This is a genomic window from Sulfitobacter sp. M85 (genome assembly GCF_029285915.1).
Taxonomy (GTDB): Bacteria; Pseudomonadota; Alphaproteobacteria; order Rhodobacterales; family Rhodobacteraceae; genus Sulfitobacter; species Sulfitobacter faviae.
The window spans coordinates 216078-228433 of record NZ_JABECQ010000004.1; the positions used below are offsets into that span (position 1 = coordinate 216078).

Here is a 12356-nt window from a genome sequence, read left to right on the forward strand (position 1 = left end):
GGTTAATCCTCACTGGGGTCGATGGCATGGTCGCGCAACACCTCCAGCGGCACGATATCAAGCGCGCGCAGATGCGTCGCGGCCAGATGCACCCGCGGGGCGCAGCCCTCATCCGCGGCTTGTAGGAACCGCGCGGCACATAGGCACCATGCGTCGCCCGGCTTCAGCCCGGCAAAGCCGAACTCGGGGCGCGGGGTGCTGAGGTCATTGCCGACATATTTCGAATAGGCCAGAAACTCCGCCGTCATCACCGCGCAGACCGTATGGCTGCCCTGATCCTGCGCGCAGGTGTTGCAATGGCCATCGCGGAAAAAGCCCGTTACCGGATCGGTCCCGCAGATGACGAGGGGCTGGTTCAGAACGTTGATGCTGTCGTCCGGGGTCATGGCTTCCTTTCTGTCTCAGCTTTCCTCGTCGAGTGAGGCCGCGATCTGGCGGAAAATCTCGATGTTCTGTTCTGCCACCCCGGCCTCACGGAATTTACGGTCGGCGGCATTGGTGGCGATGACCACATCGCGGGCGCTGTCGACATAGATGTACTGCCCATAGATGCCGCGCGCCATATATTCCCCCTCGGGCGCGCCCTGCGGGATCCACCATTGGTAGCCATAGCCGATGCGCCCCTCGGCGGTGGGGGCGGTGGGGCTGGTTGATTCTGTTACCCAGTCTTCGGGCACGATTTGCTGGCCGTTCCATTCCCCACCTTGGGCGAACATCTGGCCGAAACGGGCATAGTCGCGCGTGGTCATATTGAGGCCCCCGAGCACGAAGGCGGTGCCGGAGCCATCGACGATGTAATAGGGCGCATGTTCCAGCCCCAGGGGCGCGATGACCTTCTCGCTCAGCAACTCGGGCACGCTGCGCCCGGTGGCGCCGCGCACCACCATGCCGATCACATGGGTGTCGATCGAGACATATTGCCACTGGCTGCCCGGCGCGGTGAAGGTCTCGGACAATTCGGCGGTAAAATTGTCGAGCCTGCCGCCAAGCGCCACCACCCGGCCCATGCGGTTGATGTCTGAATCGTAGTCCAGATAATCTTCGTCAAAGGTGACGCCGCTGGCCATATGCAGCACGTTGCGCAGACTGGCCCCGTCATAGGCGCTGCCCTTCAGGCTGGGGGCATATTTAGTCACCGGATCGTCGAGGGATGCGATCTGGCCCTCCGCCAGAAGGATGCCCACCAGCGCCGAAAGATAGCTTTTCGCCACCGACCAGCTGATGCGGCGGTCCTCGGGGCCGGTGCCTTTGAAGTAGTTCTCATAGACGATGGCACCGTCTTTCAGCACCACCAGCGCGGTCACGTCACGGGCCGCGATCCAGTCGTCCACCGCCTCGGGCAGTTCGGTTTCGGGGCCATAGGGAAGCTCGGTCGTCAGCCCGTCTCCGCGCGAAACGGGGGCGGAGAGGAAAGCGCCGTCCATATGGCTGAAGTTGTGCACGATCTTCTCTTCGGAGAAGAGAGAGTTCACCGCCAAGAGCCGTTCGATCTCTTCCCGCTTCCAAAGACCGATGACGATGGCCGCCAGCAAAAGCGCCAGCAAGACCCGGCCCAGCCATTTTCCGAATGTACGCATGATATCCCCCCTGTTGGCACGCAGTGAACCACGGCGCGGGGGCGGGGGCCAGCCCGACATTGCGTCAGGCTAAAGCGCTCAGCGAAAGCGGTCCATCAGCTTTTGCAGCGGCGATTGTGGCTCGGCCTCGTGTTCGGGCTTGGGGGCGGCGGGCTTGGGCGCGCTCGGTTTCTTTGGCCCCTTGCTGCCGGTGCCCGAGCGGGGCGGGGCCACGCGCAGCGCCACGGCATTCATGAACCGTCCGGTATCGCCCCGCGCCAGATCTGCTGCCCCGTCTGAGACGCCGCGCAGCACATCGTCCAGCCAGCCTTCGTCGGCTTTCGGGAAGTCGCGCAGCACATAGCCCGCCACCGCGTCCTTATGGCCGGGATGGCCGATGCCCATGCGCACGCGGTCATAGTCCGCCCCGATATGCGCGTGGATCGAACGCAGCCCGTTGTGGCCTGCATGGCCGCCGCCGGTCTTGCATTTGACCTTGCCGGGGGCGAGGTCCAATTCGTCATGAAAAACAATCACATCAGCGGGGTCGATCTTGTAGAACTTCATCGCCGCCTGAACCGATTGGCCGGAGTTGTTCATAAAGGTTTCGGGCTTGAGCAGTACCGCCCGGTCAGAGCCGAAACGCCCCTCGCTGACGCTGCCCTGAAACTTGCCCTTCCACGCGGAAAACCCGTGATCTTCGGCAATGCGGTCCAGCGCCATGAAGCCGATGTTGTGACGGTTGCGGGCATATTTCGCGCCCGGATTGCCGAGGCCGACGATCAGTTTCATGGGCGAGGTCTCCTTTGGTTTCGCCTATCTTAACAAGCGGGGCGGGAGAATGTCCCCAAGGTCGCCGGAATTTTTGTAAATTCCGGGGCGATTTCTTTGAAAGAAATCGGGCCCCAAACGCAAAACGGGGCCGCGTGATGCGACCCCGTTTCAGCACAGCCTTGCGGCGCGCTATCATTCACCGTCGGGCGGGCCCATTTCGGTTGTCGGCACTTCGTCCGCTGCCGTGTCGTCATCGTCGTCATCCGACGCGGCCAGACCAGCAGGTGCAGAGATCGTGGCAACGACGAAGTCGCGGTCGATCGTGGGTTTCACACCTTCGGGCAGGTCGACGCGGCTGATGGTCGCGCTGTCGCCGATTTCGAGGCCGGTGATGTCGACGGTCACATGCTCGGGGATGTCCGCGGCGGTGACGACCAGTTCAACTTCCGGACGGACCAGAGTGAGTACGCCACCCTTTTTCAGGCCGGGGCATTCTTCTTCGCCTTTGACGTCGACGTTGATGAACAGGTTGATCTTGGTGGTCCGCTTGAGGCGCATCAGGTCGATGTGCGTGGGCAGATCTTTGACGACGTGGCGCTGAACGTCGCGGCAGATCACACGAACGTCGTCGTGGCCTTCAACCTTGAGGTTGAACAGGGTCGCTTTGAAGCGGCCTGCACGCAGCTTGGTCAGCAGCTTGTTGAAAGGGATGTTGATCGGCAGCGGCTCTTTGTCACCACCAAATACGATACCAGGAACCATGCCGTCACGACGTGCTTGGCGAGCGGCGCCCTTGCCTGTCCCCGCGCGTACCTGGGCTTCAAGATCAGGAATCTCTCCGGCCATTTTAGTCTCCAAATTTGTTAGGGCGGGAATCCTCCAAGGCTGTATTCCCGCGTGAAGCCGCGCGTATAGACCGGTTTTGCCCGGCTGGAAAGGGCAAAAGGGCGGGGGCGGCGCTATTCCTGCGGCGTGCGCAGACAGCCGTCCGCCGCCATGAGCCGGTCATAGAGGGCGAACTCCTTGGCGCGTGCGGCGCGCAGGCGGGATTCGACCTCCTGCGACAGGGGCGCGGGCAGATCGGGTGAGACGTTCTTGGGCTTGAGCTTGACCTCCCGCCCTAGTCTTTCGGCCAGAAAATCGCGAAAGGCCGGTTGGCGTTCATAGGCGAAGAGGTGCTCGACCAGCAGGTCGCCATGGTCAGAGGTCAGAAAGGAAAACTGGCTGCCGATCTGCGCGCGGGGCGGGGGCGTGTCTGAAATGACTTCAAGCGCGAAGTCCTCGAAACTTAGCCCCTTGGTGCTGAGCGGTTTGCCATCCAGCCGGGGCTGGCTGCGGTAGCGATACCAGCTTCGGATTTGCTCGACAGGGTTGCGCATCACCGCCAAAGCCTCGGGGGAGGCCGAGAAGGTTTCCTGCAAAAAGGGCAGAACGCGCCGCCGATAACGCAGGGCAGTCACATGTTTGCGCCCCCGCGAAAAGATGATCTCGGCGTCGAGTTTCAGCGCCATTTCGACTGCGGTGGTCCCGGTTTTTGGCGTGGCGAGAAAGGTAAGGTTGCGGCTGAGAAAGATCAGCATGTGCCCGGATCGCGCGGCCGTTCCTGCCAGTCACCGCCGAAGTTGCGCGGGATCAGCAGGTTGTGCCGCCCGAGGTTCGCGATTTGCGTCTCTCCGCAGAGCGCCATGGTCAGGTCCAGCTCGCGGTGGATTACCTCCAGCGCGCGGGTCACGCCCTGTTGCCCCATCGCGCCCAGCCCATAGATGAACGCGCGCCCGATGTAGGTGCCTTTAGCGCCCATCGCCATGGCTTTGAGCACGTCCTGACCCGAGCGGATGCCGCCATCCAGATGCACTTCGATCTGGTCGCCCAGCGCGTCGAGGATCTCTGGCAGCATACGGATCGAGCTTAGCGCCCCATCGAGCTGCCGCCCGCCGTGGTTGCTGACGATGATCGCATCGGCCCCGACTTTCAGCGCCATGCGCGCATCCTCGGCATCCAGAATGCCCTTTAGGATGACCTTGCCGCCCCATTGTTCTTTGATCTTGGCGATCTTGTCCCAATCGAGCGAGGGGTCGAACTGTTCCGCCGTCCAAGCGCCAAGATCGGCGTTGTCGGTGACCCCATGCACATGGCCTACGATATTGCCGAAATGCCGCCGCTTCGCGCCCAGCATCTCGCGCCCCCAGCCCCATTTGGTAGCAAGGTTGGCGAGTGTTTTGACTGTCAGCTTGGGCGGGGCGGAAAGGCCGTTCTTCAGGTCTTTGTGGCGCTGTCCGAGGATTTGCAGATCAAGCGTGATGACGAGGGCCGAGCAGTTCGCGTCCTTCGCGCGCTGGATCAGGCGGCTGACATATTCCTGATCGCGCATGGTATAGAGTTGAAACCAAAAGGGTTTCGTCGTCGCCTCTGCCACGTCTTCGATGGAATTGATCGACATGGTCGAGAGGGTAAAGGGCACGCCAAAGGCTTCGGCTGCGCGCGCGGCTTTGATTTCCCCGTCGGCACATTGCATTCCCGTCAGGCCCACGGGGGCGAGGGCCACCGGCATGGCCACGTCCTCGCCGATCATCTGCGTCGCGGTGCTGCGCCCCGACATATCCACGGCAACCCTCTGGCGCAGGCGGATTTGGTCAAAGTCGCTGCAATTCTCACGGAAAGTCTGCTCGCTCCAGCTGCCCGATTCCGCGTAGTCGTAGAACATCTGCGGGACGCGCCGTTTGTAGATACGTTTGAGATCGTCGATGCTGGTGATGACGGGCATGGGCCACCTGTGCTGAATGGGTTAACTTTTGGTAGCAACTGGTGGGGGGCTTGGCAATTGGGAAGGCTGCGGCAACGAAAAAGCCCGCGCGGCCAGTGGGGCAGCGCGGGCTTGGGGTCGTTTCCCAGGGAGAGGGGGGTTACGCTGAATGCGCCCCGTCGGCCAGTGATTTCACAAAGCCCAGCACATCCTCTGCACTGTCACCATTGGCGATCCGGCTGACGATGGCCGAGCCGATTACCACACCGTCGGCCACTTCGGCGATGGCGCGGGCTTTCTCGGGCGTGTTCACGCCAAAGCCCACGATGACGGGCAGGCCGCTGGCCTTTTGGATGCGCGCCACCTCGGGCGAGACATCCGCGGCATTCGCCTCGGCCGAGCCGGTGATGCCGGTGATCGAGACATAATAGACGAAGCCGGAGGTGTTCTGCACCACGCGCGGCAGGCGCTTGTCGTCTGTCGTGGGGGTGGCAAGGCGGATGAAGTTCAACCCGGCGTCCTGCGCGGGCAGGCAAAGTTCGATGTCTTCTTCGGGCGGCAAGTCGACCACGATCAACCCGTCGATCCCGGCGTCTTTGGCCTCTTTCAGGAAAGTCTCGACGCCCATGGAATAGATCGGGTTGTAATAGCCCATCAGCACGATCGGGGTCGTGTCGTCATTTTCGCGGAAGGCGCGGACCATTTCCAGCGTGCGGTTCAGCGTCATGCCCCCTTCGAGGGCGCGTTGACCGGCAAGCTGGATCGTTGGGCCATCGGCCATCGGATCGGTAAAGGGCAGGCCAAGCTCAATGATGTCGACCCCGGCAGCGGGCAGGCCGCGCACGATTTCCAGTGAACGGTCGAAATCCGGGTCGCCCGCCATCACATAAGAGACAAACGCCTTTTTGCCGCGGGCGCGGAGGTCTTCGAATTTGGCGTCGATACGGGTCATGTGGCTTGCCTCATTTGGTGCTTTCCTCGCCAATGCCGAATGTCGCGGTGAAAATCAATCCACCGCGGGGCAGGGGGCGGCAAAATTCGCCTCCCGTGGGCGCCTATGGCACGCCGCACCCTTCCATTTTGCGTAAAGCCTCCTATCTCATGGGCCATGAATTATGTACTCGCCCTTTTCCTGCCGCCGCTGTCGATCCTGCTGATCGGACGGCCCATCCTGTCCATCGTGGTCTTCCTGATCTGGCTGCCCGCGATCATCTTCTCGGGCGGGTTGACGCATCCGATGTTCATCCTGCTGGCTTGGATCCTGATCTATCAGGCGCATCAGGACCGACGCGCGCGCTGAGCCTTGCGCTTTGCGGCCCTTACCCCTAACACACGCGCAGCTTTTATAGGGGTATCGTCATGGGTTTCAAAATGGGCATCGTCGGACTGCCGAACGTCGGCAAATCGACCCTTTTCAACGCGCTGACCCGCACCGCTGCGGCGCAGGCGGCGAATTTTCCGTTCTGCACCATTGAGCCCAATGTCGGCGAGGTGGCAGTGCCCGACGCGCGGCTCGACAAGCTGGCCGAGATCGCGAGTTCGAAAAGCATCATCCCTACGCGCATGACCTTCGTCGACATCGCCGGTCTGGTGAAAGGCGCGTCGAAAGGCGAAGGTCTGGGCAACCAGTTCCTCGCCAACATCCGCGAAGTCGACGCCATCGCCCATGTGCTGCGCTGTTTTGAAGATGGCGACGTGACCCATGTCGAAGGCCGCGTTGACCCCGTGGCCGATGCCGAGACCATCGACACCGAGCTGATGCTCGCTGATATCGAGAGCATCGAAAAACGCCTTCAAAACATCGTCCGAAAAGTGCGCGGCGGTGACAAGGAAGCGGTCCAGCAAGAGCGTCTGATGCGCATGGCGCTGGAAGCGCTGGAAGACGGCAAGCCCGCCCGCGTGGTCGAGGTTGATGAAGATGACGCCAAGGCTTGGCGCATGCTGCAACTGCTGACCACCAAACCGGTGCTCTATGTCTGCAACGTGGGCGAATCCGAGGCCGCCGAAGGCAACGAACATTCCGCCAAAGTCGCCGAGATGGCCGCCGCACAGGGCAATTCCCATGTGGTGATCTCAGCCCAGATCGAGGAAGAGATCAGCCAGCTCGAAGCCGAAGAGGCCGAGATGTTCCTTGAAGAAATGGGGCTGAAGGAAGCCGGGCTCGACCGGCTGATCCGCGCAGGCTATGAGCTTTTGCACCTAGAGACCTATTTCACCGTCGGCCCCAAGGAGGCGCGCGCTTGGACCATCAAGTCCGGCACCTCCGCGCCGAAGGCGGCGGGGGTCATCCACGGTGATTTCGAAAAGGGTTTCATCCGTGCCGAGACCATCGCCTATGATGATTTCGTAAGCCTCGGCGGTGAGGGCCCTGCAAAAGAAGCGGGCAAGATGCGGGCTGAAGGCAAGGGGTATATCGTCAAAGACGGCGACGTGCTGCACTTTCTGTTCAACACCTGATCAGCGGGGCAGGGGGCAAGGCCTCCGCCCACGTAAAAAGCCCGGCAGCGCGCGCTGCCGGGCTTTTTGTTTGTTAGGGCAACAGCTTACTTGCTGTCGTTGCCCGGGCCAAAGCCACCGTAGACATAGCCTTCGCCGGGGCTGCGCAGGGCGTTGCGCGTGCTCATCACGGTGTCACGGTTCTTGTCGGTGTCGGCGGTGTTCAGCATGATGTCGTTCGCCTTGGTCGAGGCATGCGGGTTCCGCATACGGTCGCTGTTGCCATAGACGTCGCTCGCGTCGGAGTTCACCGAAGTGTCGAGGAAAATGTCGTTGTGACGGGTGGAGTTGTCGGCAACGGCAGCGGTGGAGATCAAAGCGGCGGCGGCGGTGGTCATGATGAGTTTCATAGCGTGTTCCTTCAGGTTTTATTAAATCGCGTCATTGCGATGTCATCGTTTGTGGTGAAGTAACGGGCCATCGGTCGTTTAAGTTTCGCTGCGGTTGCTATATTGTCTGCGATCTGGGGTGATTGTGCGCCGTCGGGGAAGCGTGACGGGATAAGTGTTTAGCAGTATCAATGGGTTGCGCCGTGTCTCGCATTGTTTCACAAGTCATTCACGCTCCTGTGTAAGTTGCTACAGCCGCGTTGAATAGCTGAAAAATGACGCGATGAGGGACCCTTGCGATCCCATTTTCTGCGATGCAGCGCTGCCAGAAGCGTACCGCCGCCCCCCATGATGGCGGGCGCACCAACCAAAAAGAAACCAACTATGAGAAATGCGGAAATTCCCACGAATTTCGCCTTGTCACTCGGGCGCGACCTCTCTAAACGGGTCGACGGAGACGTGGCCGAGTGGTCGAAGGCGCTCCCCTGCTAAGGGCCGCCGCGTTTCACCAAAACCACTTTAAAATAAGACGATTTCACTGCTTGAAGCCTCCGCTTGTGTCAGTTTTGTGCCAATTTGGAGAATGCGAGCGGGCGTGCAATCTCGCTGGCTTGAGTGTCGGGCCGGGAACTTCAGTAGCGCGATATATCGGTCGTTGCCTGTTGCTGCAGATGTAAGCTTAAACCGTTAGTCTTTACAGCCCAGCTTCAGTCGGGGGGCTCAATTGTTCTCAGGTAAACCAATGGCCTTGAACACCGCGCCACATACTGGGGTTGTCAGGGCGCGGAACCTGTCAATATCGAATTCACGGATGCAAGCTTGTGCCAAGGCCTCAGTGTAATCGCGCTCGCGTTCTTGCTGTTGCTCTTTGAGCAGCTGTGCGCGGCGTTCGAGCGCCGCAGCGAGATCCGGCGAATGAAACCTCCCGCCTTCAAACACAAATTCGGTTTGGTAAGTCTCTTCTAGGCATCGTTTTCCCTTGGCTCTGTTCTGCGCACCAAGGTGGAAGCGACTCCTCTGAGCCAGTTCCTCTGCATAGATTTCTGCGTTTTCGCTTCTGTCGAGCGCCTCGATGCACACATTTATCAACTCAGAATGGGACAGGTCGGCAATCGAGGTCTCAGCTTGGCTGAATGAGGCGCTAAGAAACATAACGAGTGCGGCAACTGCAATGGTCTTCATGGAATACTCTCTTCTTTATCTATGCGCGGCTTACTAAAAGGCCCGGGACTAGAGATTTGCGCACCTTTAACCTTTTTTGCAAATGGGGCATTGAAGCGGCATTGCTTCTCAAACAAAATTTGGGTTGGCTTAGACGGGTAGCCTAGACTGTGCCCCAATCAGAGCCAATATGCGGATGGACAAGTCTGATGCTTGATTTTACCTTATCGGGCTGCAACTGGGCATCTGCAAGCTGGTCCCATCGCTTGGTTCAGTTTGGGCTTTCTGCTTTCCCCCTCCGAGTACTTAGAAGGTTTGACAAGTTCCTAGTTGTATGACTTACCTTTGGCGCTGAAGTTGGAGTTATCGATGTCAGACCGGGCCGAAGTTCGTGGGGAAATAGTTAAGCTCGACTATTCAACACTTCGCGATACTGTCTATTTAGAATGTAAGCTGATCTTTGAAGGAGGACGGCCTCCGATTTTGATCAACTGTGACTTCAGGAATTGTGAGTTCATTTTTGAGGGGGCTGCTCTGAATACGCAAATGTTCTTGACGCTCTTGGCGAACTCTGGGGCCGCCGACTTGGTTGTAAATAGCATGTTGGGGTTGAAAGACTGGACGCAGAAAAATGGCTGAACAAGAAAGGGCCACATTCTCTGTAGTGGAAGGAGGCCAGAGCCAACAACCCGGTTCAATTTCAGGGGCCAATCTTCACTTTGGCGGCGGGTCAGGAGGAGGTGGGATGGATAAAGATTACTTGGACGCAAAAGTTGCGGAGGTAGCAGCAAAGAATGATGCACGATTTGCAGAAGTCTTGGCTGGTATTGATAAGGTGAACTATAATCTGTCAGCATTCGGCGATACAGTTCGTATCCGTCTTGACGCACTTGATAGTGACGTCAATGGTGCGAAGCAAGCTGCCGAGAGGGCCGAAGATGCAACGCGGACGGTCAAATGGAATATACTGGTGACTGTATTGTCAACAGGTCTTGCCATCGCAGCTTTGTCTTACGGCGGTTTCGCTTTGTGGAACCAGGCAATCGAGATGACCACTGGAATTCTTAAACCTACCGAATGAGGCTGTGGTCCGCTGCGCTATACTAGGCGGAGCGGACCCATTGTCGGGGCTAGGATCGCCCGCATTTAATTTCGCGTAGCCCTGGCTTCCAGGCGGGCGCCTCGGGGGCGCCCCTTTTTCGCAGGTCAGCTTGAACGCGGAAGTCCCAACCGGCGTCCAGTAAATCCCGAGCCAAGGTGCGGGGAGCGGCCTTTCGATACCGATTGGCCATATCAGATTTGCGCCAACCCCCTTTGTCCAACAGTCCGCCAAAATCTAGTGTTGCGGCATAATACCATGTTGCCCAGGTGTGGCGCAGTACATGTGGTGTGATGCCTTCTAGCCCCGCCTTGGCAGCGGCCTTGTCCATGGCGCTCTTGATCTGGCCGCCGCGGTTGTCTCGAATGATGTAGGGGCGCCTCTTAGGAGTAAGGAATACCCGGCCCGCCTCGGGTGGATTGCTGGCCAGCACAAGGCGCAGAGCGCGCGGGACAAGTTCGATCATGCGCGGATGCCCGTTTTTGGTGTCAGGCAACCAAATCTCGCCGGTTTCGCGGTGGAAATGTTGGGCTTCCACCCCAAGAATTTCGGAAACCCGTGCACCGCTGCCCAAAAGCGCGGCCAGGATCGGCAGAGCGTGCGGATCGGCGGCTGCCAATAGGTCTTCGGCCTCCGCCGGGGTGAGCCACCGCAATCGCTTATTATCTGCACCACGGTTTTGGAACTTACGAGGATCGGCTAGGCCGTTGGCGGCAGCCGCATTATAGACGGCTGAGCATGGCGCAACTAGCTGGCGTTGCACGGTGGCCGCCGCGGCGGTGGGGTAAATTGTACGGGCAAGATCGCCCAAGGTGTCATTGTGCAAATCGGCCAGCAAAAAGTCTGGCCCGAGGGCGGCCAGGATCGGGTCCAAAAAGCGCGCCTCGCCCCCAGCGTCCATATAGGCCAGGGCGGCCTCGGCAAAAGTTATTGTTGCCCGCCGTCCAAGCGTCGAACGGTCGATGATTTCTTGTTCGCGTGCCCTTGCGATTTCGATGGCTTGGGCGCGGCGGCGCGCGCCCGTGCTTTCGCGAATGCGCTGGCCCGCGACGGTCCCGTGCATGTGGTAGGTTTCGCCGCGTTTGGTGAGTTTGAGGGGCATTTAGTTTCCTCCAGGAAGGCGGCCAGAAGATCGTCGGGCCGGTATAGATAACGGATGCGGCCACGCGCGGCCAATGCGTTCAGTCGGCCGGTCTGGCGAAGGGTGGCAATGCCCTGACGGCTGGTTTGGATTCCAAAACGCCTGAGCCATACGACCGCCTCTGCGGCGGAAAGGTGTAAGGCCGGGGCCTCTGAGGGCTGGCCTGTCAGAATGGGCGGCAGAGCGGATCGTTGTACGATCATACTAAGCCTGCCCAAACCGTAACGAGACGGACCAGAAACACCGACCAAGAAAGGATCGCGAGAATGCGACAAGCGGCCTCGGCTTTAAGCATGAAGCGATAGAGAGGGGTGGTCTCAATTCCTTGAGTGTTTTCCATTTGTTCCTCGTGCCTTTTATTGATTATTGAGGCGTAGCACGATAAAACGGGCGTAAGCAATAAAAATATCCCGTTGCATCGGGATTGACTGTCGGACTAAAACGAGAACTATTGAGGGGGTGGCCGAACATAAAAATGCTTCGGCCTTGATTGCAGGGGGCTTTTACGTGCGCGAATTTGAGCGGAGAATTTTGGACATTGCCGCGACGGCAAGTGAGAGTGATTTGTCAGATTTATGCGACCGGCTGGAGGCGCTAGACCCCGCGCCGGCCGTTGCGAATTCTAGTCCCGCTCTTCATGCCACTTCGACGCCTGGGCCATCGCCTCGGCTGCCAGATGGTCGGGCAGACGCTCCAGGACGCGGGCAAGCCTAATCCGCTGTTCGGTGATTGGCTCTGGCCGATGCAATAGGCCGATAGGCACATTTAGCACGTCGCATATTTTGAGCATGTTAGGGTAAGTCAATGCCGACTTACCTCCCAAGAACTGCGAAAGAGCGTTGCGGCCAAGGCCAGCCTGGCGCGCGACCTCGGAAAAGTTGGTTTCGCGCATCGCGCAGAGAATGCGCAAATTCCGACGCGCAACATCCACGCGCGGATCGGTGGGTTTCTCTGTCATTGGAGGGGGTGCTTCCTGTTCTGCGACTGCAATCTCTTGCTGCATAGTCTGTCCCTTTTTGGTGGGGCGTGCATTGCCCCGTATATTTGCCTTTAGCAC

14 protein-coding genes are annotated in these 12356 nt (G+C 59.4%); 3 read left to right on the forward strand and 11 right to left on the reverse strand.

Features of this window, described 5'->3' with window-relative positions:
- Positions 1–2: 2 nt before the first annotated feature.
- The 7 genes from HKX24_RS09690 to trpA all read right to left on the reverse strand — a co-directional run bounded on the left by HKX24_RS09690 (position 3) and on the right by trpA (position 6025).
- Complete coding sequence (locus HKX24_RS09690) at positions 3–386, reverse strand: DUF2237 domain-containing protein (protein ID WP_271691950.1); 384 nt, start codon at positions 384–386, stop codon at positions 3–5.
- A gap of 15 nt (positions 387–401) precedes the next feature.
- Entirely contained in the window at positions 402–1577 is a 1176-nt protein-coding gene (locus HKX24_RS09695; RefSeq protein WP_271691949.1) for a serine hydrolase, read from the reverse strand.
- 78 nt (positions 1578–1655) lie between these two features.
- Entirely contained in the window at positions 1656–2348 is a 693-nt protein-coding gene (pth, locus tag HKX24_RS09700) for an aminoacyl-tRNA hydrolase (RefSeq protein ID WP_271691948.1), read from the reverse strand.
- 174 nt (positions 2349–2522) lie between these two features.
- The gene (locus HKX24_RS09705; RefSeq protein ID WP_271689377.1) at positions 2523–3176 is read right to left on the reverse strand and encodes a 50S ribosomal protein L25/general stress protein Ctc; all 654 of its coding nucleotides are present in this window, start codon (positions 3174–3176) and stop codon (positions 2523–2525) included.
- Between the two features lie 113 nt (positions 3177–3289).
- The gene (locus HKX24_RS09710) at positions 3290–3910 is read right to left on the reverse strand and encodes a hypothetical protein (protein WP_271691947.1); all 621 of its coding nucleotides are present in this window, start codon (positions 3908–3910) and stop codon (positions 3290–3292) included.
- Positions 3904–5094: an alpha-hydroxy acid oxidase gene (locus HKX24_RS09715; protein WP_271691946.1), complete on the reverse strand. Its 1191-nt coding sequence runs from the start codon at positions 5092–5094 to the stop codon at positions 3904–3906. The genes HKX24_RS09710 and HKX24_RS09715 overlap by 7 nt, the downstream gene beginning before the upstream one ends.
- Before the next feature lie 139 nt (positions 5095–5233).
- Positions 5234–6025 carry a tryptophan synthase subunit alpha gene (gene trpA / locus HKX24_RS09720; RefSeq protein WP_271691945.1) on the reverse strand — a complete coding sequence of 264 codons (792 nt, stop codon included), beginning with the start codon at positions 6023–6025 and terminating at the stop codon, positions 5234–5236.
- 156 nt (positions 6026–6181) lie between these two features.
- Between trpA and HKX24_RS09725 the strand changes: the two genes are divergently transcribed.
- A complete protein-coding gene (locus HKX24_RS09725; protein ID WP_067261693.1) occupies positions 6182–6373 on the forward strand; it encodes a hypothetical protein in 192 nt (63 codons plus the stop codon).
- A gap of 59 nt (positions 6374–6432) precedes the next feature.
- Positions 6433–7530: a redox-regulated ATPase YchF gene (gene ychF, locus HKX24_RS09730; protein ID WP_271689380.1), complete on the forward strand. Its 1098-nt coding sequence runs from the start codon at positions 6433–6435 to the stop codon at positions 7528–7530.
- An 86-nt stretch (positions 7531–7616) separates the two neighbouring features.
- Here ychF and HKX24_RS09735 read toward each other — a convergent pair whose 3' ends face one another.
- Entirely contained in the window at positions 7617–7919 is a 303-nt protein-coding gene (locus HKX24_RS09735; protein ID WP_271691944.1) for a hypothetical protein, read from the reverse strand.
- Between the two features lie 699 nt (positions 7920–8618).
- Positions 8619–9080: a hypothetical protein gene (locus HKX24_RS09740; protein WP_276153933.1), complete on the reverse strand. Its 462-nt coding sequence runs from the start codon at positions 9078–9080 to the stop codon at positions 8619–8621.
- A 610-nt stretch (positions 9081–9690) separates the two neighbouring features.
- Here HKX24_RS09740 and HKX24_RS09745 point away from each other — a divergent pair.
- Positions 9691–10140, forward strand: coding sequence for a hypothetical protein (locus HKX24_RS09745; protein WP_276153934.1), 450 nt, complete (start codon positions 9691–9693; stop codon positions 10138–10140).
- 49 nt (positions 10141–10189) lie between these two features.
- Here the strand turns inward: HKX24_RS09745 and HKX24_RS09750 are convergent, their stop codons facing one another.
- Positions 10190–11260: a tyrosine-type recombinase/integrase gene (locus HKX24_RS09750; RefSeq protein WP_276153935.1), complete on the reverse strand. Its 1071-nt coding sequence runs from the start codon at positions 11258–11260 to the stop codon at positions 10190–10192.
- Between the two features lie 661 nt (positions 11261–11921).
- Positions 11922–12302 (reverse strand): helix-turn-helix transcriptional regulator, encoded by a 381-nt coding sequence (locus HKX24_RS09755; protein WP_276153936.1) that lies wholly within the window; start codon positions 12300–12302, stop codon positions 11922–11924.
- Between the last annotated feature and the right edge of the window lie 54 nt (positions 12303–12356).

Coding starts and splice junctions, on each gene's coding strand:
- HKX24_RS09690 (WP_271691950.1), bottom strand. CDS start 386: ATGACCCCGGACGACAGCATCAACGTTCTGAACCAGCCCCTCGTCATC.
- HKX24_RS09695 (WP_271691949.1), bottom strand. CDS start 1,577: ATGCGTACATTCGGAAAATGGCTGGGCCGGGTCTTGCTGGCGCTTTTG.
- pth (WP_271691948.1), bottom strand. CDS start 2,348: ATGAAACTGATCGTCGGCCTCGGCAATCCGGGCGCGAAATATGCCCGC.
- HKX24_RS09705 (WP_271689377.1), bottom strand. CDS start 3,176: ATGGCCGGAGAGATTCCTGATCTTGAAGCCCAGGTACGCGCGGGGACA.
- HKX24_RS09710 (WP_271691947.1), bottom strand. CDS start 3,910: ATGCTGATCTTTCTCAGCCGCAACCTTACCTTTCTCGCCACGCCAAAA.
- HKX24_RS09715 (WP_271691946.1), bottom strand. CDS start 5,094: ATGCCCGTCATCACCAGCATCGACGATCTCAAACGTATCTACAAACGG.
- trpA (WP_271691945.1), bottom strand. CDS start 6,025: ATGACCCGTATCGACGCCAAATTCGAAGACCTCCGCGCCCGCGGCAAA.
- HKX24_RS09725 (WP_067261693.1), top strand. CDS start 6,182: ATGAATTATGTACTCGCCCTTTTCCTGCCGCCGCTGTCGATCCTGCTG.
- ychF (WP_271689380.1), top strand. CDS start 6,433: ATGGGTTTCAAAATGGGCATCGTCGGACTGCCGAACGTCGGCAAATCG.
- HKX24_RS09735 (WP_271691944.1), bottom strand. CDS start 7,919: ATGAAACTCATCATGACCACCGCCGCCGCCGCTTTGATCTCCACCGCT.
- HKX24_RS09740 (WP_276153933.1), bottom strand. CDS start 9,080: ATGAAGACCATTGCAGTTGCCGCACTCGTTATGTTTCTTAGCGCCTCA.
- HKX24_RS09745 (WP_276153934.1), top strand. CDS start 9,691: ATGGCTGAACAAGAAAGGGCCACATTCTCTGTAGTGGAAGGAGGCCAG.
- HKX24_RS09750 (WP_276153935.1), bottom strand. CDS start 11,260: ATGCCCCTCAAACTCACCAAACGCGGCGAAACCTACCACATGCACGGG.
- HKX24_RS09755 (WP_276153936.1), bottom strand. CDS start 12,302: ATGCAGCAAGAGATTGCAGTCGCAGAACAGGAAGCACCCCCTCCAATG.